The 22,149-nt window shown below is 56.8% G+C and carries 14 protein-coding genes and 11 pseudogenes; 13 read left to right on the forward strand and 12 right to left on the reverse strand.

Annotated elements, in window-relative coordinates; genetic code table 11:
• Window positions 1-153: 153 nt before the first annotated feature.
• Window positions 154-375, forward strand: coding sequence for a hypothetical protein (locus EIO60_RS00305; RefSeq protein WP_258575562.1), 222 nt, complete (start codon window positions 154-156; stop codon window positions 373-375).
• Window positions 376-732: 357 nt separating this feature from the next.
• Window positions 733-948: pseudogene (locus EIO60_RS00310) on the forward strand (GAF domain-containing protein); the annotation flags it as partial.
• A gap of 388 nt (window positions 949-1,336) precedes the next feature.
• Here the strand turns inward: EIO60_RS00310 and EIO60_RS15975 are convergent.
• The 8 genes and pseudogenes from EIO60_RS15975 to EIO60_RS00350 all read right to left on the reverse strand — a co-directional run.
• Window positions 1,337-1,780: pseudogene (locus tag EIO60_RS15975) on the reverse strand (M20/M25/M40 family metallo-hydrolase); the annotation flags it as partial.
• A gap of 238 nt (window positions 1,781-2,018) precedes the next feature.
• Window positions 2,019-2,153 carry a hypothetical protein gene (locus tag EIO60_RS00325; RefSeq protein ID WP_258575564.1) on the reverse strand — a complete coding sequence of 45 codons (135 nt, stop codon included), beginning with the start codon at window positions 2,151-2,153 and terminating at the stop codon, window positions 2,019-2,021.
• Between the two features lie 15 nt (window positions 2,154-2,168).
• Window positions 2,169-2,516: a hypothetical protein gene (locus EIO60_RS17040; protein WP_258575603.1), complete on the reverse strand. Its 348-nt coding sequence runs from the start codon at window positions 2,514-2,516 to the stop codon at window positions 2,169-2,171.
• Window positions 2,490-4,708, reverse strand: a pseudogene (locus EIO60_RS00335) (HAD-IC family P-type ATPase); the annotation flags it as partial. The pseudogene EIO60_RS00335 and the gene EIO60_RS17040, both read right to left, overlap by 27 nt.
• Before the next feature lie 454 nt (window positions 4,709-5,162).
• A pseudogene (locus EIO60_RS00340) lies at window positions 5,163-5,785 on the reverse strand (DJ-1/PfpI family protein); the annotation flags it as partial.
• Window positions 5,786-5,814: 29 nt separating this feature from the next.
• Window positions 5,815-5,967, reverse strand: a complete 153-nt coding sequence (locus EIO60_RS00345) for a hypothetical protein (protein WP_258575565.1) — start codon at window positions 5,965-5,967, stop codon at window positions 5,815-5,817.
• A gap of 156 nt (window positions 5,968-6,123) precedes the next feature.
• On the reverse strand, window positions 6,124-6,330 hold the full coding sequence (locus EIO60_RS16325) for an alpha/beta hydrolase-fold protein (RefSeq protein WP_374058072.1): 207 nt from the start codon (window positions 6,328-6,330) through the stop codon (window positions 6,124-6,126).
• Window positions 6,239-6,712 carry an alpha/beta hydrolase gene (locus EIO60_RS00350; RefSeq protein ID WP_258575566.1) on the reverse strand — a complete coding sequence of 158 codons (474 nt, stop codon included), beginning with the start codon at window positions 6,710-6,712 and terminating at the stop codon, window positions 6,239-6,241. The genes EIO60_RS16325 and EIO60_RS00350 overlap by 92 nt, the downstream gene beginning before the upstream one ends.
• A 280-nt stretch (window positions 6,713-6,992) precedes the next feature.
• Between EIO60_RS00350 and EIO60_RS00355 the strand changes: the two genes are divergently transcribed.
• The 3 genes and pseudogenes from EIO60_RS00355 to EIO60_RS00365 form a co-directional block, all read left to right on the forward strand.
• Window positions 6,993-7,163 (forward strand): hypothetical protein, encoded by a 171-nt coding sequence (locus EIO60_RS00355; protein ID WP_258575567.1) that lies wholly within the window; start codon window positions 6,993-6,995, stop codon window positions 7,161-7,163.
• A 127-nt stretch (window positions 7,164-7,290) separates the two neighbouring features.
• Window positions 7,291-7,944 carry a capsular polysaccharide synthesis protein gene (locus EIO60_RS00360; RefSeq protein ID WP_258575568.1) on the forward strand — a complete coding sequence of 218 codons (654 nt, stop codon included), beginning with the start codon at window positions 7,291-7,293 and terminating at the stop codon, window positions 7,942-7,944.
• A gap of 189 nt (window positions 7,945-8,133) precedes the next feature.
• A pseudogene (locus tag EIO60_RS00365) lies at window positions 8,134-8,517 on the forward strand (GNAT family N-acetyltransferase); the annotation flags it as partial.
• A 20-nt stretch (window positions 8,518-8,537) separates the two neighbouring features.
• Here the strand turns inward: EIO60_RS00365 and EIO60_RS00370 are convergent.
• On the reverse strand, window positions 8,538-8,894 hold the full coding sequence (locus EIO60_RS00370) for an AzlD domain-containing protein (RefSeq protein WP_258575598.1): 357 nt from the start codon (window positions 8,892-8,894) through the stop codon (window positions 8,538-8,540).
• A pseudogene (locus EIO60_RS00375) lies at window positions 8,891-9,240 on the reverse strand (ABC transporter permease family protein); the annotation flags it as partial. The pseudogene EIO60_RS00375 and the gene EIO60_RS00370, both read right to left, overlap by 4 nt.
• On the opposite strand from EIO60_RS00375, the pseudogene EIO60_RS00380 reads away from it, so the two are divergent.
• The 3 genes and pseudogenes from EIO60_RS00380 to EIO60_RS00390 form a co-directional block, all read left to right on the forward strand.
• Window positions 9,240-9,705 (forward strand): annotated as a pseudogene (locus EIO60_RS00380) (helix-turn-helix domain-containing protein); the annotation flags it as partial. The pseudogenes EIO60_RS00375 and EIO60_RS00380 overlap by 1 nt on opposite strands.
• Before the next feature lie 88 nt (window positions 9,706-9,793).
• Window positions 9,794-10,149: pseudogene (locus tag EIO60_RS00385) on the forward strand (GNAT family N-acetyltransferase).
• 293 nt (window positions 10,150-10,442) lie between these two features.
• Window positions 10,443-11,339: an NAD(P)/FAD-dependent oxidoreductase gene (locus EIO60_RS00390; RefSeq protein ID WP_374058073.1), complete on the forward strand. Its 897-nt coding sequence runs from the start codon at window positions 10,443-10,445 to the stop codon at window positions 11,337-11,339.
• On the opposite strand, the pseudogene EIO60_RS00395 reads toward EIO60_RS00390, so the two are convergent.
• A pseudogene (locus tag EIO60_RS00395) lies at window positions 11,236-12,567 on the reverse strand (aldehyde dehydrogenase family protein). The gene EIO60_RS00390 and the pseudogene EIO60_RS00395 overlap by 104 nt on opposite strands.
• Window positions 12,568-12,982: 415 nt before the next feature.
• Between EIO60_RS00395 and EIO60_RS00400 the strand changes: the two are divergent.
• The 3 genes from EIO60_RS00400 (at window position 12,983) to EIO60_RS00410 (ending at window position 17,812) form a co-directional block, all read left to right on the forward strand.
• Window positions 12,983-13,912, forward strand: a complete 930-nt coding sequence (locus EIO60_RS00400) for a RepB family plasmid replication initiator protein (RefSeq protein WP_258575570.1) — start codon at window positions 12,983-12,985, stop codon at window positions 13,910-13,912.
• A 1,769-nt stretch (window positions 13,913-15,681) separates the two neighbouring features.
• Window positions 15,682-16,830 (forward strand): AAA family ATPase, encoded by a 1,149-nt coding sequence (locus tag EIO60_RS00405; protein ID WP_258575599.1) that lies wholly within the window; start codon window positions 15,682-15,684, stop codon window positions 16,828-16,830.
• A 7-nt stretch (window positions 16,831-16,837) separates the two neighbouring features.
• Window positions 16,838-17,812: a ParB family protein gene (locus EIO60_RS00410; RefSeq protein ID WP_258575571.1), complete on the forward strand. Its 975-nt coding sequence runs from the start codon at window positions 16,838-16,840 to the stop codon at window positions 17,810-17,812.
• A 377-nt stretch (window positions 17,813-18,189) separates the two neighbouring features.
• Here EIO60_RS00410 and EIO60_RS00415 read toward each other — a convergent pair.
• Window positions 18,190-19,096: pseudogene (locus EIO60_RS00415) on the reverse strand (aliphatic sulfonate ABC transporter substrate-binding protein).
• 276 nt (window positions 19,097-19,372) lie between these two features.
• Here EIO60_RS00415 and EIO60_RS00420 point away from each other — a divergent pair.
• Window positions 19,373-21,466: pseudogene (locus EIO60_RS00420) on the forward strand (FUSC family protein).
• 400 nt (window positions 21,467-21,866) lie between these two features.
• Window positions 21,867-22,067 carry a DUF1471 domain-containing protein gene (locus EIO60_RS00425; RefSeq protein WP_374058064.1) on the forward strand — a complete coding sequence of 67 codons (201 nt, stop codon included), beginning with the start codon at window positions 21,867-21,869 and terminating at the stop codon, window positions 22,065-22,067.
• Window positions 22,068-22,149 lie beyond the last annotated feature (82 nt).

Consider the following 22,149-nt stretch of genomic DNA (forward strand, 5'->3'; position numbering starts at 1 on the left):
CTGTTTGACGCGTGAAATATCAAAACACTGCGACCTGCATCAGATCACAAATAAACGTAGTGAAATGTGTTAGCGCGTTAATCTTTACGTCTGTCAGAGAGATAACTTTGCATAGTAGCGCCTCCGTTTCGGCGTGACGCAAGTCCCTTAAAGGTGCGCTACGCCGCCGCCTCAGCGCGTTTCGTCTGTCGGGAATGCGGCCAGACGCGCAGCGTACCGCTGCTGGCGTGTAGAAAAGGAAAACATTCCCGCGTGGCACTTTTGATGCAAAATCGCCTTTATTTGTTTAGCCGTGTTGAAATATTCCGCGCGCCTGTTACTTATGCTTTTCCTGATGAAAAAAGAGGCAAAATAATGCCTTTTATTATTTGTTGAAAATAGTTATGATAAGGTGATGCGTAATGCGTATTCTGATGCGATTGTAGACCATCCCAAATGGCTTCCGTACCCGTCTAGTCCGGTGAGTCCTCTGCTCCCTTATACTGACTGGCTAATAAACATGCGCGAACTGTGGGATAACGTTTCCGGTAAACATGGTGACAACGAAATACAGCAACTTAAAGCCTATGAAGCCGAACGCGATCAGGTGCTGAAAAATTTCGTGTTGCTGGCGAGCCAGGTTTTAGGGATCCCCGCCGGTTTTGTCTCAGTGCTGGATGAAAAAAATCAGTATATAAAAGCTTCGCATCACTTTGCGCTTGAGCATCGACGCGCAGCGACTCTGTTTGCCGCTATGTGGTTGAAAGCGCCGCGCCAGTGGTTATCCCGGATACCTGGCTCGATGCGCGCTTCGTCACCCACCCTTTCGTGGTCGGCGCACCCTTTATTCGCTTCTACGTCGACATACCGCTCAGCAATCCTAGCGGCGTGGCGATCGGCACCCTCTGCCTGACCGATACCGAGCCGCACACCTTTTCTGCCCAGCAGGTGGCGACCGTGAACATTCTGGCCGGACTGGCCAATCACCGCAGGCTGATTCGCGATCTGCAGTTTCTGAAACAGGCGGAAGATGAGGCTGCGCGGCGGCTGGTGATCATCGAATGTCTTGATCTGGCGCGCTCGCTCGGCGTAGAACCGGCCAGCAATTTGCTGCGCGATCTGGCGACGCTGCTGCCGTTGCGCCTGCGCCTGATGCCGGGCAACCTCTTTTATGTGCTGTCGGCGGGCCGCTTTGCGCTGCTGACCAGCGAAAACAGCCGCCTCAGCACCGCCTGGATTGCGGGCAAGCTAGAAGGGATCACCGCCGACATCGACGAGGGGCTGTCGGTTTCCCTCGCGCCGCACTCTGGCGAAACCGGTTTACCGCCCGCGATCAGATCCCCGGCGAGATTATCAACGAGGCGGTGCTGCTGCCGCGCGTCAGCGCTACCTCGCCAGCCGCCAGATCTAGCTTGTTGTGCAGCGTCACGGCTCAGTCGATGCCATCGGCGTCGCGGTGTGCAAATCGTGGCCGCAGGCGTGCATTTTGCCGGGAACGGTGCTGCTGAAGGGCAGCCTGGTTTGCTCCTGAATCGGCAGCGCGTCCATATCAGCGCGCAGCAGCACGGTTTTACCTAGCATCGCGCCGACGATTCCACCATCACGCCGGTTCGGCCTACGCCCGTTACGAGCGTCAGTCCCTAGTGCGCAGCCAAGCGGCGACAATATCAGCCGTGCGCAGCGTGTCGAAGCCCAGTTCCGGATGGGCGTGAATATCGCGCCGAATGACGATCAGCTGCGCCTCGAGATCTTCCACACGGGCGCGAATTTCGTTGGCCAGCGTTAATTTTTCATCAGTCATCTGGTGCCTGCAAAAGCCCGGTCAGCGGACGGTGGTCGCAGCGGTTAATGCCGCTGACCAGTATGTTGTGTTTGCAAGGCTTTATTTATTCACAGCAGAAAGCAGAAAGCAACGCGCAGGCGGGCAGAGATAACTGATTAAATTCAAACAGCTACTCAGAAGACCTTAGGGATAGTGCGAGAATGCGGCGGTTCAGCAAGATTATTAATAATCCAGCACGCCACATCATATTGACTAATTATGTTACTGAACAAAATAAAGCGCGCAGCTGGCTGGCCAGTACGGCAGGCTGCTCTTCAGGAACAAAATGCCCGCAGCGCGCTATCGTCACGCCGGTGACCTGCTGCGCAAATTGACGCAGCGGCGCGGCCATATCGGCAATGGAGCCTCACTCCGCGCTCACCGCCAGCAGCGGCATCGCCAGCCCGCCCCGCCGCAGGCTGGCCTGGTTCTGCGCTGCGGATTCGCCCACCGCGCGATAGCAGGCGAGCACGGCGCGTAGCGCGCCGGGTCGCGTCAGGATACGCACATACTCCCGCCTGCTCTGCGCGCTGAATGCCTGCGGGTTGTCCGCTTTGCTGCTCAAAAACCAGTCGATGTAGAGCGCTTCGCGGCCGGCGATCAGCGCCTCGGGCAGATCTGCCACCAGGTGAAAGGCAAAGTGCCAAGTTTTCCAGGCGCCTGACGACGACATCGGCAGCGCGTCCGGCAGCGTGGCGGAGGTAGCCATATTCATCAGAGCATCCAGAGGATCTGCACCGGCGTCAGCAGCAGCAGGTTGCCCATTAAAATCGCAATGATGATCAGCATCCCCTGCGCGAAGCAGGTCGGCATAATAAACAGAATGGTCTTTTTCAGATTGTTGTAAACTCGCCGCCCCTCTTTCACCACCGCGGCGATAGTGGCGAAGTTATCGTCCGCCAGGATCATATCTGCGGCCTCTTTGGTGACTTCGGCGCCCTTGATGCCCATCGCGATGCCGACGCTGGCCTGCCTGAGCGCCGGCGCGTCGTTTACCCCGTCGCCGGTCATGCCGACCACCTCGCCGCTGGCCGCCAGCGCCTTGACCAGCCGCAGCTTATGCTGCGGGCTGGTGCGCTCGAAAATATCATACTGGCGCACCGCCTCGCCGAGCGCCGCGTCGTCCATGTGCTCCAGTGCCTGGCCCATCAGCGCCTTGCCGCTGTTGCTGCCGTTTCCTTATGGTCGCCGGTGATCATCTTGACGCGGATGCCCCGCCTGCTGGCAGTTGCGGATCGCCGCCACCGCTTCGGGACGCGGCGGATCCATCATGCAGGCGAGGCCGAGCATCACCATATCCTGACGCAGATCCGCAGGCTCCAACGTGGTCACCGCCTGCGGCACCCGCTTCCAGGCGGCCGCGACGGTGCACAGCCCTTCGCTGGCGTAACGGGTGATAGCGGTATCCCTGTAGGAGCGATCTAGCGGCTCCGCGCCGCTGGCGGTCTGCTGCTGCGCGCAGAGCGACAGCAGCACATCCGGCGCGCCAGTCATCAGCACCCAGGCCTCCCCTTCGCTCTCGCCGCTCACCGCTCACCGCTCACCGCCATATATTTGTAGAGCGAATTGAACGGCAGCTTGCTGGCGAGGGTCAGTTGCGGCGCCGCCACGCAGCCCTTCGCCGTCAGCACCTTCAGCGCGCCTTCGGTCGGGCCGTCCAGAATGCGCCAGCGGCTAACCGCATCCTGCTGCAGCTGGCTGTCGTTGCAGATATCGACGGCGGTGAGAAAGCGCGCCATTACCGGATCCTGCGCCGCGCAAAGCCCGCTGCACGACGCTTCCGCCAGGATAGTGCCTTTGGGTTCATAGCTGTTGCCGGAGACGCGCCACTGGCTCTCCGCCAGCACCACCGCTTTTACCGTCATCTCGTTCATGGTGAGCGTGCCGGTTTTATCCGAGCAGATCACCGACATCGCACCGAGGGTTTCCACCGTCGGCAGCTTGCGGATGATAGCGTGTTTGCACGCCATTGACTGCACGCCCAGCGACAAGATGATCGAGATAATGGCGGGCAGCCCCTCCGGCACGGCGGCCACCGCCAGGCTGATCACCGACAGCGACAGCGCGCCCAGCGAAATATCGCGCAGCAGATAACCGAAGATGAACTGGCCCGCCATCATCAGCAAGATCAGCGCGAAGATCGCCTTGCCCGGCTTGTCGATCTGCACCAACAGCGGCGTTTTCGCCGTTTCCACCAGGTTCATCATCGTGTTGATCTGACCCAGTTCGGTATCGCGACCGGTGGCGATCACCACGCCCGACACCGTGCCGGCGCTGACGGTGGTGCCGGAACAGGCGAGATTAAGGCAATCCCCCAGAGCTTTTTCTCCCGTCAGCGCGTCGCTGCTTTTCGACACTAAGGTGGATTCGCGGGTGAGTATCACCTCTTCCACGCGCAGGTTGTGCACGTCAAAGAGACGCAAATCTGCCGGAATGCGATTGCCAGACCACAGTATGACCATATCCCCGACCACCAGCTCCTCCCCCGGCACCGTCGCCGTCGCGCAACGCCAGCGCCTCGTTCGAGAGCATATTCTGAATGCCTTGCAATGACTTCTCGGCGTTGCTTTCCGGAATAAAGCCGATAAACGCATTGATGACAGCAACGCCGAGAATGACAAAGGTATCGACCCAGTGCCCCATCAGCGCGGTAATGACCGCCACCGCCAGCAGGATATAGATCAGCATACCGTTAAAGTGTGCCAGAAAGCAGCGCCACGCCGGCTGCGGTTTTTTCTGCGGCAGCGTGTTAGGGCCGTGTTGCGCTAGGCGCGTTTGCACCTCTTCTTCGCGACTCAGCCCTGCTGGCGTACTGTCGAGCCAGGCAAACGCCTCTTCGGCAGTCAGCTGGTACCACGGCCGCGCGGCTAACGCGGCGTGGTGAAGAGTCTTGCGGTCATTATTCATTTATTACCCCGTACAGAAAAACGGCTATCAGATCGCAGCAAAATTATTGGGCGAGCATAGTGCGATAAGTTAAATAAACTGTTACTGACTCAGGTCATATTTTTGTGGCTTACCTTTGGTAAGACTGCTGCTGTTTTTATTCTGCCGCCGGCATTATTAATCCCTTTTATTTTGGGCTGCATTTATAAAAAAGCTTGGCTATCAAAATTTTATTTTTTGTCGCTTTTGCCGTTGCGGCCACCAGCGCCGTGGGCTGGTTAACGTTTCAGGTGGTAAGTTATCTTCTTTAAGCAGAAAAAATCCAACGCCAGCGCGCTATATTCGCGCTATCGAAACTGTGCGTATTAATAACCCTAAATCCTGCATGGCGGTTAAATAAAGCGAGGCCGTTAGCCGCCTGAACCTAATTACTGTTTCGCGTGACGGCCTGCAGCCTCGCTAGAGAAATAGCTTACTGCGCGCGGGCCGCCTCGACCTGCGCAGGCGACGCCGACTGCGGCGAACCGGCGTTGAACGGCGGCTGCGGGTCGTACTCCATCTGTAGCTGGATCGCCTGCGCCACCTCGCTGCCGCGCAGCTCCGCCACCAGCGCCAGCGCGAAATCGATGCCGGAAGTGACGCCCGCGCCGGTGAGGCGATTGCGGTCGCGCACCATGCGCGCCTCCACCGGCTCCGCACCCAGCAACTCCAGCTGATCGCAGGAGCTCCAGTGCGAGGTGGCGCGATAGCCCTGCAGCAGCCCCGCCGCGCCTAACACCAGCGAACCGGTGCAGACCGACGCGATCAGGCGTGCGTGCTGCGCCTGCTATCGCAGGAAATTTAGCGTCTCCTCATCCGACATCAGCGCAATCTGGCCCGGCCCGCCGGGCACACAGATCACGTCAAGCGGCAGACAGTCGCTGAAGCTGTGGGTGGGCTACAGTATCAGGCCGCGGTCGGATCGCACCGGCTGCACATCCTTCCAGACCAGATGGCAGGCGACGTCAGGCGTGCGGGCGAAAACTTCAAAGGCCCCGTCAGATCAAGCTGGGTGACGTCAGGGAACAGCAGCAGGCTGATAGTAATTGGCGTGGTCATGGCGGCGATCCTTAGCGTGAGAAGGAAGATTAAAAGCTGGCGACAACTTCAAGCGTCGCGTCCAGCGAGGAAGGCAGAAGCTGGCCGTGTGTCTGGCCGGGAAAGCGGATCTCGCTCACCCTGACGCCCTTGTCGCGCAGCGTGGCGACCAGCTGGCGATCGGCCGCGTTCAGACTCGCCATCTCTGCGGCCTGATGACGATCGCTTTACCCGTCGCCGGTGATCATCACCAGGTTTTTCCCCTTCGATCGCCTGCGCGGACGCCTGCTACACCAGTTCAACAACGATGTGCTGATGCCGCAGCCGAGCGACGGCGTGGCGCTGAAGTAGTGGCTAAACTAGGCAGTGTCGTACAGCGTATCCAATACGAACAGGCCGCCGAAGGAGTGTCCCCACAGCACGCGGCGCTGCGAATCGCTCGCCGCCTGCTGTTCCGCCCAGGGCACGATTTGACTAAGCAGCAGCGCGCGAAAAGCGTGACTGCCGCCGCCCGCATAGCGTTCGCGTCGCGCATCGCCGGGCTGGCCGCCTGGCGGGCGCGTAATCGAGCACGCGCGCCTGCATGTCAAGCGGCAGCGGCGTGTCGTAGCCCACCGCCACCAGCACCAGCGGCGTGCCGGTCGTCAGCTGCTGCAGCCGCCGCTCGCTCAGGCGCGCCATCGCCGCGTTGCCGTCCAGCAGATAGAGCACGGGAAAACATGCAGCGGGCGCGGCCTGCCTCGGCACGCCGATCCAGACCTTATAGTGGCGCAGGCCGTCAGCGGAGGTAAATGTGCAGGTGGCGAAGCGGTAAAAGGCGGAACCGCGATCGGCGATATTGTCGCCCAGCGGCTCCATGCGCGGTCTGGCATTCACCCGCGCGGCCGGCATCAGCGCGACGCTCAGTGCCAGCAGTGCCGCCCCACCCCATTTCACTCTGTTATCCATTGCATCATCCTGATTGATCACCGTAGCGGGCCATCCCAGCAAATCGCGTTAGAGAATGAGAAGCTTTTTCAACAATATCGCGGCCCGTTCAGGCCAGCTTATCGATCCGTCTGGCTAAACTCTGATTTGCCGCGCCAGGGATTGCGAACCGCCGTCACAGATCGGTAAATTTCACGCTTCAGCCCGACTTTCCTCTATTTTGATGCCGGACTTCAGCGACGCGTTTTCTGCTGCTTTCCCTTTATTGACACCAGCAAGGCCATGAATCAGAGGTTTTGAAATGGGCCGCCTTAACTATCAGATAAGGGTTGTGCGCTTTCTGGCGCTCTATGTGCTCTATCGTCTGGACCTGTTCAAATTCAGCGTTCTTTCCTATACGGATGAGCAGGAAAAGAGGCGGTCGATATTGTCACCCGGCATGAAGCGGGGAAAAGCGCCATTCCGAAAGTGATCTGGATGTACTGGGATACGCCCGCGCCACCTGAAGCCATTATGGCGTTTTATAACAAGATGAAGGCGATAAATCGTCAGCATGAAATTATTCTGCTCGATCGTAACATCCTGAAAAATATATTCCGATGCTCAACTTTGACCATCAGGCGATTGGGCTGGCGCACAAGTGCGATGTGATCAGGCTGGCGCTGCTCAAGCGATATGGCGGCATCTGGGTTGACTGCACAACGCTGGTCTATCGGGATTTTAGCTGGGTGCACCAGCGCAGCGGCTACGACCTGGTGGGCTACTACATCGACGCCAACACGCTGGAGAGGCGTTTTCCCGTGATTGAAAGCTGGTTTATGGCCGCACCGCCAGACAACCCCTTTATCAGCCACTGGCTGACGCTGATGATGCCGCTGACCAAAATCAGCGCTGAGAATTATTACAAGCAGATAAAAGGTCGTCCCGATTTTGCGCGTACCAAACCGGCTGTTCCGCGCGGCAGCACTTTCACCACCCAGTGTCTGAGCCAGCTCGCGATGCGCGAATCTGACGGCGTGAACCTTTATCTGAAAAAATGCGAAAGCTCTGCCTTCTATTATCAAAACGTCTTTAAGTGGAACAGCCTGAAAATGTCGCTGTTTCTACTCTGCATCCGTCAGCCCGCGTTCCATCCGAATTTAATTAAGCTGTCCCACAGCGACCGCCAGTTTTTATCGCTGGCGCGCAGGCTGTGTATTCTCGAAGCGGAAAGCATTCTGGGAAAAGTGATGCTGGAGCAGCAGCGCCCTTAACGGACAGGCGCCTTAGCTGAACGCTACCGTGCCGCTGCTGAAGGCGTGGGATAAGCGGCGCCTGTTTCGCTTTTCCGATTTGGCCAGTGCAGTCCACCATGACAGCTCTCTCCCTGATGCCTTCCCCTTGCCGCCAGGCTATGTTGTGGAGCGCGCGTCAGTCGACGTAACAGAACAGGATGAGAATTCATGCAGATCACCACCGAACGCCTCGCGCTGCGCCCCGTTGAGGCGCAGGATATCGATTCGCTCTACCGCATCTATGGCGACCCGGCGACGAACGCCTTTAACCCGGTGGGGCCGCTGCGCAGCCAGGATGAAGCGCGCGTGCTGCTAGACAACTGGCTGGCACACTGGCAGCGGCAAGGCTTCGGCAATATGGTGATCGCCCTGCGCCACACGACGCAGGCGATCGTCAGCTTTGGCGGCTTTGGCCTGCGCGAGTTCGGCGGTCGGCCGGTCAATAACCTGGGCTACCGTCTGGAGACGGGCGCCTAGGGCCGCGGGCTGGCAACGGAGTTTACACGCACCATGGTGCGATACGGCTTTGAGGAATATGGCCTGCCGATAATTGACGCCGCGGTGCAGCAGGATCATCTGGCGTCGCAGCGCGTGCTGGAAAAGTCGGGCTTTCTGGTGAACGGCCATGTGAACGACGTGCCCGACGCGCCGCCGAGGATCACGGCGATCGGCGGCGCCCTGCGCCAGGCGAGAAACAGCGCAAAGGCGACGCCGAGCACGCGCGCCAGCCCGGCAAAGTGCGCCCCTTCAAACAGCGCACTGGCGGCGGCGACCGCCAGCAGCAGCACCGTGGCCGCATCTGACAACAGCGTCTGCGTGCGTTCGGTAATCGACAGCCGGTTGCCCGGCCTGACGCCCGCCAGACGAATCAGGTAGGTCTCGGCGGCCAGCAGTGCGATACCGGCGACAATCAGGCTCTTAAGGCTCATTTATGCATCCTCCAGCTCAGCAATCCCAGCAGTGAAAAAAGCACCGGCATCCCCGCTGGCACCCACGGCGTCCCCAGCAGCGCGCCGACCGAAGCGGGCAGCAGAGTGCGGCGCAGGGCGGGAAAGTATCAGGGCGATTAAGATAGCCGGAAAAACCGCGTCCAGCCCGATGGCGGAGACGTCAGGGATAAACTGTCCGACGGCGGCGCCGGTTATCAGACAGTGGCCAGATCAGGGCGATCCCTGCTCCGCACATCCAGAAGGCGACACATCGCTGTTTCAGGCCAGACTGCGAAATACCGAACACTATGCTTTTGTCATTCATAATATGGTAGCCAAACAGGCCGCACGGGCATCGCCAAATCAACGCTGTCGCAGCTTGAGGCCGGCAACGGTAACCCTAGTATCGAAACCCTGTGGGCGCTTGTGCGTGGCGCTGAATATTCCCTTTGCGCGGCTGATGGAGCCGGAAGAGAAGCGCATGCAGGTGATCCGCCGCGGCGAAGGCCCGACCGTCACGGCTGAGCTGGCGGACTATCAGGCGGTGCTGCTGGCGACGTGCCCGCCCGGCGCGCGGCGCGATATCTATTTGCTGAACACGCAGCCAGGCAGCGAGCGCTGTTCGCAGCCCCACTCGCCCGGCACCACTGAGCATCTGATCGTCACCCAGGGACGGGCACTGGTTGGCCCGGCCGCCTCGCCGGTGGAGCTGCATCCCGACGATTACATCTGCTATACGGGCGACGAACCGCATATCTTTCGCGCGCTGGAGCCGAACACGCTGGCGGTGCTGGTGATGGAGTACAGCTGAGCCATCACATTTTCCTATGACCCTCTCCGCTGCCGTCGCGCGACGGCAGCGGTAAGATAGCGCGATCGACAATAACGACGAGAACGCTATGCATATTATCCCCGCCACGGCCGCACACATGCCCGCCGTGCAACAGATCTACGCCTGGCACGTGCTGCACGGCAGCGCGACCTTCGAAACCGAGCCGCCGGAGGTTGAAGAGATGCAGCAGCGGCTGCGCGCGCTGCTGGATAAGGGTGGCATCTGGCTGGTGGCGCTAGAGGCGGATCGGGTTATCGGCTACGGCTTATCTTACCCCCCTATCGTCCGCGCTACGCCTACCGCTTTACGCTGGAGGATTCCATCTATCTTCATCCAGAGCATACCGGCCGCGGCGCGGGCCGCGCGCTGGGATTCAGCGAGGCGGGCATGATCAAGGCGGTGGGTTACAAGCATGACCGCTAGCTGGATACCCGTTTTATGCAGCGCTCGCTCGACGCGGGCGACAGCGCGCCGCCGGAGCCGCTTTAGGTTTCGCCTTGCCGAGGTGGCCGGTTCGCCAGCCAGCTGGCAGCTTTGCCCGCTCTCCCCTGCTTTCGCCTGTTATGCCGTAAGAACGAAAAGCGATTGGCCCGCCGCCTGCCCGGTTTGCTATAACGCTGTTTTAGCCAACCAAAGAAGAGAGTGCTATGACGCAGCGTATCGCCGTTATCGGCGCGGGCGTGCTCGCCCTGTAGGGTGCGCAGGCGCCCTGGCTGCTGGAAACCGGCACTTGGGAATGGGCGGCCGATCCCGCGGTGCAGGCGCACTTTCCCGAGCTGCAGCTCGCTTCTCATATTCAGCAGGCGGTTTTCTTCCCCACTGAATGCCCGCTCTATCCCAGCCTGCTGATCGGCTGGCTGCTCTCGCAGGTGAAAGGATCCGGCGAGTACGCCGACGGCGCAGCGCTGGAGCTGGCGAGCGGTGAGCAGTGGCGCGGCAATCGCATTATTCTGGCGACGGGCCGCTGGTCGCCGGAACTGCTGATGCAGCTGGGGCTGACGCTGGCGATGACCGATGCCAACCTACCAGACAAGGTTGCCTGCAGTTTTCTGGCGCATACCGATCCACTGCCGATCCAGATCAACAGCAATATTATCTCACCTGAGCTGAACGTCAGGCCGGACGGCGGCGGCAGGCTAATGCTGCAGGAGCTGGACGACTACGCCGATCCGGCCAGGCCTGCAAGCGTTGACGGCCTGATTGGTCAGGAGTTTCTGCGGCGGATGTTCAGCCAGACGCAGGGCGCGCGCCTTGCCAGCATTGAGGTGGGCCAGCGCTCGCGTCCGGCCGACGGCTTGCCTGCGATGGGCTATGTGACGCCGCGCCAGCGGGTCTATCTCATGGCGATGCACAGCGGCATGACGCTGGCGCCGTTGCTGGGTGAGCTGGTGGCGGAAGAGGTGATCGCCGGCAAACGGTCGGCAATGCTCGCCGATTTTGCGCCTCAGCGGCTGCTGACGCCCTTTAACGGCAAAAGCGGGAGCTTAGCTCCCGGCCGCGCAGTAGAGATTAGTGGCGGTTTTTCCAGACTGTCTGAATGTTGCAGAACTCATGCACGTCAAAGTGCGGTAGTTCACGGCCGTAGCCGCTCTTCTTCACGCCCCCGATGGTGACGCGCGGATCGGACGCGCCGTTGCCGTTGATAAACACCGCGCCAGTTTCGCGATCGGCGATGGCGCTGTCGTCTGACCAGACGGTTGCTCTCAGGCCGAATTCGCTGTCGTTAGCAATCGCCAGCGCATGGTCCGCATCGCGGGCAATGGCAATGGCGGCGACGGGGCCGAACATCTCCTCACTGAAAGCAGTCATGTCGTTCGTCACGTCAGAGAGGATAGTTAGCGCATAGTGGTTGCCCACGCCGACGATCTTCTCGTCGCCCAGCACCAGTCGCGCCCCTTCCTGCAGCGATCGTTCTACCTGCTGATGCAGCTCGTCGCGCAGATCAAAGCGCGCCATCGGCCCGAGGAAAGTGTTTTCATCCAGCGGATCGCCCAAGGTTAACGCCTGTACCACGGCGCTGAAACGCGCTTCGAATTCTTCCACAACGGCGGCTTCGACAATAAAGCGTTTGGCGGCCATGCAGACCTGCCTGGCGTTCTGGTAACGCCCCGTGACGGCGGACTTCACCGCTTCATCCAGATTGGCGTCAGCCAGCACGATAAAGGGATCCGCGCCGCCTAGCTCCAGTACAGTTTTCTTCAGCGCGGCTCCGGCCCTGACGCTGCCGGTAACGGCCACCGCGGCAATGCGAGGATCTTTAATCGCTGCAGAGACACCATCGTTGTCGACATTAATCAATGTAAAAGCATATTCAGGCAGATCGGTGGCGGCAAACAGCTCAGCCATCAGCGTGGCGCTGCCCATTAACGTTCGGCGCGTGCTTGAGCACGTAGACACTGCCTGCCAGCAGCATGTCGACCGCACCACGTAACACCTGACAGAACGGAAAATTCCACGGCATAACTGCGAGGCGTCGATCGGTTTAAAGCGTTGCCAGGTATTCGCGACCTGCGTAGGCTGGTCGACCAGCATTGCAGGACCGTGCTCGGCGTACCAGTCGCAGAGCGCGGCGCATTTGAGGATTTCTGCGCGCGCCTGTGCGACGGGCTTGCCGATCTCCAGCGTAATGGTGCATGACAGTTCAGGTTCACGCTGACGCAGTACTGTTAAGCGTTCAGCCATCTCGCTGTTACGCCACTGGCGGTAAGCGTCAGCACTCTGGCTCAGCGCGTTGTCCAGTTCAGCCGGTGATTGCATCGGATTACGGGCCAGAAACTCGCCGGTAGCAGGATTGGTTGGAACAGTGTAATCGGTCTGTAATCGATCATAGAGCCTCTCAATCAGTGTTAAGGAATAGTGACTTTACCCTACGCTTCTCAGTTCTTGATGAAAAATGAATAATAGTGAGCAAGTTATTTTTGTTTTGTGAATAGGAAAGTCAGGCAGGCCGTTTGTGACGATCGCGCCGTTTTTATCTCAGGCTGCTCGCTTTGAGGAGTTATCCACATATACAGAAAGTAGATCCCAGTAAACGATCATATAGAGACCCTAAATAGATCCAAAGAGATCCCTGATCGTCGCAGGCCTTGCCAGACAAGGGCTGAGGAGGTGATCGTGTTCACTATAATGAGTAAAGGGTTCACTGTAATCAGTAATTTATTCACTGCATACTGTAGAATATTCACTGTAATCAGTGATAGTGTTCACTGTAGTCAGAAAACGATCCCTTTCATCCACATAATGAAGATCTGATGCCATGGCAGATAACGAGAGAGAAAACAAAGGGTTACTTGATCCTTTTCTGTCGGTGACCAAAAACAGTGGTGAAGTTATTCAGCTTCATCCTAACAAGAATAATACCGTGCAACCCGTCGCGCTGATGCGCCTGGGGTTGTTTGTTCCGACCCTGAAATCGACGGCGCATGGTAATTCAGGCGCGATGGCCTCAACGGACGCGACCAAAGAGCTGAAGAACCTGTCGCTGGTGAAAGCGGAAGGCTACGAGAAGATTACCATTACCGGCGCGCGTCTGGACATGGATAACGATTTCAAAACCTGGGCCGGCATCATTCAGTCCTTTTCGCGCTATCCCACCAGGGGCGACACGGTGACGTTGCCCTTTATAGATTTCGTTAAAATGTGCGGCATTCCCTCCGCAAACTCTTCTGCTGCGCTGCGTAAGCGCCTCGACGCCTCGCTGCGGCGCATCGCTACCAATACTCTCTCCTTTGAGGGCAACGGCAAGGCGTACCATACGCATCTGGTGCAGTCGGCCTATTACGACCGCGAGAAAGATGTTGTCAGGATCCAAGCGGACCCTAAGCTATTTGAGCTGTATAACTTCGATCACAAGGTTCTGCTGCAGCTTCGGGCCATTTCTCGACTTAAGCGCAAAGAGTCGGCGCAGGCGCTGTATACCTTTCTGGAAAGCCTGCCCACTAATCCCGCCCCTATTTCGCTGGCGCGTCTGCGTATGCGCCTTAATCTAGGTTCTAAAATCACCACCCAGAATCACGTAGTACGGCGCGCGATGGAGCAGCTGAAGGAGATTGGTTACCTTGATTATTCAGAGGTTAAGCGCGGCCGGTCGGTGTTTTTTATTATTCATAGCCGCACGCCAAAGCTAGATGGCATCGGCAGTCTGGAAAGCATCGACGCGCTGGATGAGCTAGATTTTGATGAGTAGCCCGTCAGGTTCACTGTAATCAGCACTGCACAACGACTGTCGTTTCTAATTGAGGAAGACAGCCGTTTTTTATGGCTCTACGCCAGTGTGGCGCAGGCACAGTATGTGTTCACTGTGAGGAGTAATGTTCACTGTAATCAGCAGGCGGCTCAGCGGTAAAAACACCGCTTAGCTTTGCGGATTGCTTAAATATCATATATTTCATGTGTTTAGGTAGGGTTATCGCTTACTTACATGCGCAAGGCTTTATCTTGTTATCCGCTTGTTCCCGACAACACTGATTACAGTGAACGTTATGCCGCGCAGCGTCTGCCCTGTCTGTTTACTGTTTACAGTGAATCTTTTGCTGGTCAGCTGGGTGTTTCGCGTATCGTTATGTAGTTAAGATACTGATAATAAAATATTTAATGGCTTTTAACTGTATGCGCCAGCATAGCACGCTGGCAATGCTGGAAGGCCAACTGCTGATTACAGTGAATGATTTGCTTCCCCCATGTGCTTCTCGCCTGGGATGTACTGATTACAGTGAACAGTAACTTGCTGCTCCCCGTCATCCGTCTACCAACCGCTCTGAAGGTCTCAGGGTATTCGTCGCCTATCAGTGATGGCTGTTTGCCCAAAGGGAATTTCAGTCTGGCCGGCTGATTACAGTGCACGTTAGCGGATTTTGACAGGATCAATTGGCAGGTAGCCACTTCAACACCTGCTCCTGTTCTTCTTAGCTAGCCTCTGTTCTCCCAGCCCTTTCAGTCTGCTCCCCTGGCCTCAGCTTCCGTTTATCAAGCTCTGTTTCTCTTCATGTGTCTGACTTACCCTTTTTCCAGTCTCACTTTGTACACTCCTTATGCCACCGGACACCTGGTCACTGACTACAGTGAATGCCTACTGATTACAGTGAACGTTTCGACGGAGTTCTGCCCTGCCCTGACGAGCGTGGCTTCCCGCGTCCTGCTGTCAGGCGACTTTGCTTTGCGTGCTGCTGCAGGGACGACGTTTTTCTCCGCTGCTTAACGCACTGAGCATTGGTATTGCGAGCTTCGGGGCCTTGTTATCCTGTGCGCCTGGGCCGTGTTATCCCGCGCCGTCTGAACGTTGTATCCCGTTCTTTGCCTGTTGGCCCTGCTCCCCTTGTGCCCTATTCCCTGTGCTGGCTGACATGGCCTGCGCGCATTTGTTGATTACAGTGAATCTTTCAGCTAGTAGCCTAGCGCTAATCTTGTCCCGCATGCCAGTGCAATCATCGTTACTGATCACAGTGAATGTTTAGCCCGCGTCTTACTGACTACAGTGAACGTTGCATAGGGAGAGAACTGACGCAGAGACGGCTAAAAGCGCCACGCATACCCTCCAACCCGGCTAAAGCTGCCGATCAGAGTGAACGCCGCACATATATGCCGAGCCTTTAGCAGCCTTTTATGCCGCGCGACAGGCGTTCCGGCATGGCGTGCGCGCGCCTGACAGGTAGGCATAAACCGATGGTCAGAGCGCAAAGGATCATCCTTTCCACTACTGATTACAGTGAATCTTTCCTTTCTGCCTGATAAAGCAGCAACTCTCGCGCATGCATTGCGGATTACTGATTACAGTGAACGTTTAAACACACTGTTAGCAACACGTCCTGTTTAACATTGCTATTCAATCAGGTTGAAAAGATAACTTATTGACCAACATGCAGGATTTATGTATAAAGTCGTAAATCATGCATATATGGAGCAAGTGTGGCTAACGACGAAAAGCAGATTCAGAAGGTAGCAAAGCGTTCCGAACGCATGCTTCTTAGCCTGACGGAACAGATTCAGGCGCAGAAAGAAGAGCTGCATGAAAACACTTTTTATCAGGTCTATGCCAAGGCGGCACTGGCAAAGCTGCCGAAGCTGACTCGCTCCAGCGTAGACTATGCCGTCAATGAGATGGAAGAAGGCGGATACCAGTTCGATAAACGCGCGGCGGGCAGCTCGACTAAATACGCTATGTCGATTGAGAATATCATCGATATCTACCACCACCGCGGCGTACCTAAATACCGCGATCGCCACGGGGAAGCCTATACAATCTTCGTCGGCAATCTGAAAGGTGGCGTATCGAAAACTGTTTCTACCGTTTCCCTTGCTCATGCACTCCGCGCGCATCCTCATCTGCTGTATGAGGACTTACGCATTCTGGTCATCGATCTGGATCCGCAGTCATCAGCTACGATGTTCCTTAATCATGTGCGTTCTGTCGGGCTGGTAGAGGCGACTGCGGCCCAGGCCATGCTGCAAAACGTCAGCCGAGAAGAGCTTTTAAAAGAGTTTATCGTGCCCTCTATCGTACCAGGCGTGGACGTTCTGCCCGCCTCTATTGACGACGCCTTTATCGCCTCGCGCTGGGATGAGCTTTGCGCCGAACATCTGCCCGGTCAAAACGTGCATGCGGTACTGTATGAGAATGTCATCGCCAAGCTGACCAAAGACTATGACTTTATCTTTATCGACAGCGGCCCGCATCTGGATGCCTTCCTGAAAAACGCCATCGCCACTTCCGATCTGCTGATGACGCCGGTACCGCCAGCACAGGTCGATTTTCACTCCACGCTGAAATACCTGACGCGCCTGCCGGAACTGATCGACATCATCGAAGCCTCCGGCGCGCCCTGCCGTCTGCAGGGCAATATTGGCTTTATGTCCAAACTATCCAATAAAGCGGACCACAAGCTGTGTCACAGCCTGGCGAAAGAGATTTTCGGTGGCGATATGCTGGATGCGGCCTTACCGCGTCTGGATGGCTTCGAACGCTGCGGGGAGTCTTTCGATACGGTGATATCGGCCAACCCCTCTACCTATGTCGGCAGCAGCGAAGCGCTGAAGAATGCACGCTCCGCGGCAGAAGACTTTGCCAAAGCGGTGTTTGACCGTATTGAATTTATCCGCCTGAACTGAGGTCACAATGAGCGCAAAAAGAATTACGATTGGCCGAACCTTCAGCCAGACACCTCTGCAGAATGAGCAGGCTTCCGAAAGCCCAACGCAAACCTTTGTTCTTTCGACCGGCAAACGTGCCCTGTTTCATCTTGAGCGCATCGACGCCAGATATGTGGAGCAGCAAACCTTTGTCGTGCTGGAAACCAATGGCCGTGACCAGGCTGGCCTGACGCCCGATTCGCTGCGCGACATCATTCGCACTATCAAGCTGCAGCAGTTCTTCCCCGCCATCGGCGTCAAGCGCGATGGGCGAATTGAAATCCTGGATGGTTCGCGCCGTCGTGCTGCGGCTATCTACTGTAAAACCGGGCTGGATATTCTGGTTTCCGATACGGCCATTACCACGGAAGAGGCGCGTAAGCTGGCGCAGGATATCCAGACCGCGCGCGAGCACAATCTGCGTGAGGTCGGGCTACGCCTGCTTTCGCTGAAAAACGGCGGCATGTCGCAGAAGGAGATTGCCGAGAGCCAGGAGCTGTCACAGGCGAAAGTGACGCGCGCCCTGCATGCAGCCAGCGTGCCGGCAGAGCTGATATCGCTTTTTCCCAACCATTCAGAGCTGACCTATCCCGACTACAAAATGCTGCTGATGGCGGCAGAAAAGCTGGCAGAAACCGGACAGCCTGTTGAACGGCTGATCGAGACGGTATCCGTTGACGTCGATACCGTCTGCGCCCGCGAAGGGCTGGCAGAAGATGAAGTTAAAAATCATATTCTGCGCCTGGTTCGTAACGGCAGCCAGACGCTGACTGAGACGCCAGCCAAAGAGAAAGTCTTGTCGGAAACCCTCTGGACCTTCGCTGACAAAGATCGCTATGCGCGCAAAAAAATGCGCGGTCGCGTCTTCAGCTATGAGTTCAACCGGCAATCGAAAGAGCTACAGGAAGAGCTTGATAAGGTCATCGCTGAGACGCTGAAAAAACATCTGGGCGAGTGCTAATCGATTCATCCGGGTAGCGCACCTGCCCGGATGCCTTCTCTCCTGATTGTTAACATCCCTTTTCGCCCGCTGGATTCGACAGGCCATTTTTACCGCTAACATCCTGTTTTATAAACTTTCTCTCGCAATATTTCAGCCTGAAATCGCCAGTATTTCACTTCAATTTGCTACACGCTGTTTTCCAGACGGCTGCGCGCCAGGTCATCTCTCAGCCTGCTGCTGTTACTGCAGCAGGCAGGCCAATAAAAGAATAGGTTCGCCAGCGCAATTTAAACTCTAACCTGTTGAAAATTAAATAGATGGTCGAGGAATTTCAGGCTGAAATCGCCAGAAATTTCAACCTGAAACAGCCTCTGCTCCTGTCAGAGTTATCAGTACTATTTTTTATCCGCGGCCCAGGTCGCTGAGCGAACATCACGCGGAAAAAGGTGTCAGCCAGCTTTTGCTGCTCTCTAAAAGTTTGCTCGGTCATACGCTCAACGCCATAAGGTAATTGCGCCAGCGTGGTTTGCCAGATGCGTTTATCTAGACCCGCAGAGTGAGAAAGTATGGCTGCTGCGTTAGCTTGGTGCTGGTTCGCCCAGCTGCTCAGGTTGCTTAACTCATCCAGTGCCTCTTTCGCTACCTCAGGTTCGTTATCCGCAAACTGGCGCCTCGCCAGATAGAATGTGTAATGCGGCACTAGTCCTTCAGTGTTACGCACCTGACGTGCGCCACTGCTGGCCTCTACTTCAGCAAGCCAGGGATCCCAGATCACCCAGGCATCTACTGCGCCCTTCTGGAATACCGCGCGCACATCGGCAGGCGCCAGATAAACCGGCGTAATATCTTTATAGGTGAGACCGCCCCTTCCAGCGTGGCAATCGGTAGATAGTTGACGTCGGAGCCTTTATTCAAGGCTACTCGCTTGCCCTTCGAATCCCGGACGCTATGAATGGCCGAAGCAGTGGGGACAACAATCGCCTCTGTTTTCGGGTTAGCCGGCGAATGTCCCAAATAGACCAGGCCAGCTTGCGCAGCCTGGGCAAAGGCGAGCGGCGTATCGCCTGTCGCTGCGAGGTCAATACTGCCGACATTCAGTTCTTCGAGCATTTGCGGCCATGCGGGAAACTCAACCCAGCGTACTTTAACGCCCTGTTTCTCCAGCCGCATTTCCAGCGTGCCGCGATACTTCAGCAGAGCAAAAATGTTAGCTTTCTAATAGCCGACATTTACCGTTTCTGGCGCGGCAACAGCATGGGAAGCAGAAACAATGAGCGCCGCGGCAGCAATGCCAGTAAGCATTCCATTCAGGTTCATAAATTTATCTCTATGGTTTTAGCTCATCCTGACAGGTGTGCTCCGGTCTGAGAAATAACCAAATACGTTTGCTTATGCTGCCGGGAAACAGGTCACCGCGCCGCTGTCATTACTGACATCTGGCTCAGCTGGTGTGAGCCGTTCGCGGCAGGAGTAAATGCTTAGCACGTTAATAATTTGCAGGGGCGATCAAGGAGCCAAATCGTACGCTATCTGATAGGATACCGGCAAAAAAATGCCTGCCAGAGATCCGTTCACTGTATGAAGTGGTTTTCAAAAAGCGTGCTGCTGTTCTCCGACAAAACCTGCCTCGCCGCATTTTAGCGCTCTATATCGCACTTGAACTTAATCTGGATGAACCCGCCTGGTCGCTCACCACCGTTTACGTTGCATCGCAACTCTATTCGGCCTCGACCATCTCTAAAGCGGTATTCCGTTTTCTCGGTACGCTGCTCGGCGGACTGTTTGTTCTTTTTATCTATCCATCCACAGTGCAGGATCCGATACTGTTTAGTCTGTGCATCTCGCTGTGGGTCGCGCTCTGCCTCTTAACTGTCGCTGCACGCCCGCACGCCCAAAAGCTATATATTTATGCTGGCTGGCTGGCTGGCTGGCTGGCTGGCTGGCTGGCTGGCTGGCTACAGCGCAGCGATCATGGGCTTTCCTGACGTCACCGCGCCTGCGGATATCACCTATACTGTTATTTCGCGCATTGAAGAGATCAGCGTCGCCATTCTCTGCATCAGCCTTGTGCACCGGCTTATTCTGCCAGTCACCATGAGCAGTCTGCTGGAGCAGAGCGTCAGCGCCTGGTATCAGAACGCGAAAAAGCTCTGTAGCGAACTGCTGAACGCGATGCCAAAAGAGAAGTCGCCTGAGCGAGAAGATATCCTGGCGCAGATGGCGAACTATCCGCTGAATGTCGAAACGCTGATTACGCACTGCGTCTATGAAGGCCAAGCCGCGCGACGGCTAATCCGGCTGGTGAGCGTACAGTATCAGCACATCTCCTATTTACTCCCCATGCTGACAGTCATTGAGGCGCGGCTTAGCCTGCTGGCGGAGCGCAACATCGTTTTTCCCCCAACGGTCGCAGCGGTCTTTCAGCACTTTCTGCGCTGGCTGAGCAGCGAAGCGCACGGAGCGGAAACGCAAGCCATCCCACAGGCGCTGATCTCCGCGCTGCAGCAGCTGAAAAGCGACTGGGAAAGCGGTGAGCTGGAGACGGAGAAAAGCATGCTGCTGGCGGGCCTACTGGAAAGGTTTCTGAACTTTGTACGTATTGCAGAAGCGTATCAGACGGTCGGCGATCGCGTCAGCGACCTGACGCCCAGCGCCAGAGCAAGGAAAAGCAGGCGCAGCCATCGGCATATCGATAAAGGCATGCTGCTGCTCTCCTGTTTTACCGCCTTTTGCGCCACCTTTTTTACCTGCCTGTTCTGGATCGGCAGCAGATGGGTCGACGGCTCGACCGCGCCCGTGATCTGCTCCTTTTTTGCCGCGATGGACAGTCCGCTGGCGCCAATGAAAATCTTTTTGAAAGGCGTCGTTGTGGCCATCGGCATCAGCATGCTGTACGTGACCTTGCTGATCCCTGAAGCCACCAGCTTTGAAGCGATGATCCTCTGCCTGGCGCCAGGCCTAATTGCGCTAGGGCTGATGATTGCCTATCCCAAGATGAACCTGATCGGTCTGATTGTCGCCACGTAGATCCCAGGACTGATTGGCATGAGCCACGACTTCAAACCCAATCTGCTGCTGATTATTAACGCTTTGCTTTCAACGCTGACCGGTATCGCCGCTGCGGTGATTGTCACTGCAGTTATCCGCAACAAGCGTCCTTCTTGGACGGCAAAGCGCGCGCTGCGCAAAGGGCTGCGCGAGCTGCTGCAGTTTATTACGGCGGTTGAGCTGAACAGCGCCTCGCTGGTGATGCGTCAGCAGTATGTCGCGCGCACGCTGGAGAAGGTAAACGTAATTCTGCCGCGAAAACGTCTCGACAGTGATGCCGAACTGGCGGCAGGCGGCAACCTGATTACCGAAGCCTGGCTAGGCGCCAACTGCTATGACTTCTATACGCGGCATCACTCTGAGCTGGCGCAGTCAGGCATCAGCAGCGATCGCTTTTTTGGCGAGCTGCGGCTGTTCCTCAGGCAGCGCATCAGGCAGCTACAGTCTCAGACTCATCAGCTGCTGCTGGAGGAGCTGAACCTGCTGCTGATGGCGCTGGACGCGGCCGCGCACGCGAACAGCGCGCTCTATGCGCCGCTGTTCCATCTGTATAACGTCCGGCTCTCGCTTTTCCCTCAGGCACAGTGGCCAGCGGAGAACAGAACGCTGCTGCAACCACTGTAATCAGCACGGCGCGTGCAGTCGCCTCAGCCAGTCACGGCTGGTTTTTTTATTCCAACGGAAGTGTCGCAAGATGCCGCGTCACACCCTGCGCCGCCAATACTTAACAGCACAGCGTCCGTCCTCACTGCGTAAACACCTTTATCTGCGACGATCGCTTTCGCCTGTCCAATCGTACGAACGCTGGTGCAAGCTTCAGGGCGGAGCACAGCATAGTCACCGCAACAAAAACAGCATCGCCTTTTCAGCGCAGCAGAATGTAGCCAGCCCGTCAGTGACGGCATAGCAAATTAGCCAAACGGAAAAGCGCATTTTTTTGTTAGCAATGCAATAGTAACTATATTTATCATTGTCTTTATCGAAGGCATGTTGCCTCGCATTAACCTTAAGAAGGAATTTGACCATGAAAAACGTAAAAATGATTGCTATCGCCGCTGTTGCCGCACTCTCTGCGATCTCTTTCAGCAGCGTCGCCGCTCAGAGCACCTCCGCGCACGGCAGTACGCTGGACAGCGCCGAAGCCCATATTGCCGCGAAAGCGCAGGCTGAGGGCGCAAGCAGCTCAAAATCACCAGCGCCCGCGCTGACAACGGTGTCTATATGACCGCTGAACTCTATAAATAACGGATGGTCGCACAGGGACGTGCCGGAAAAGGCTGCCGCAAGGCAGCGTTTTTTGTTGCGAG

Origin of the sequence: Candidatus Pantoea persica (assembly GCF_013753875.1) — a bacterium.
GTDB classification, from domain to species: domain Bacteria; phylum Pseudomonadota; class Gammaproteobacteria; order Enterobacterales; family Enterobacteriaceae; genus Pantoea; species Pantoea persica.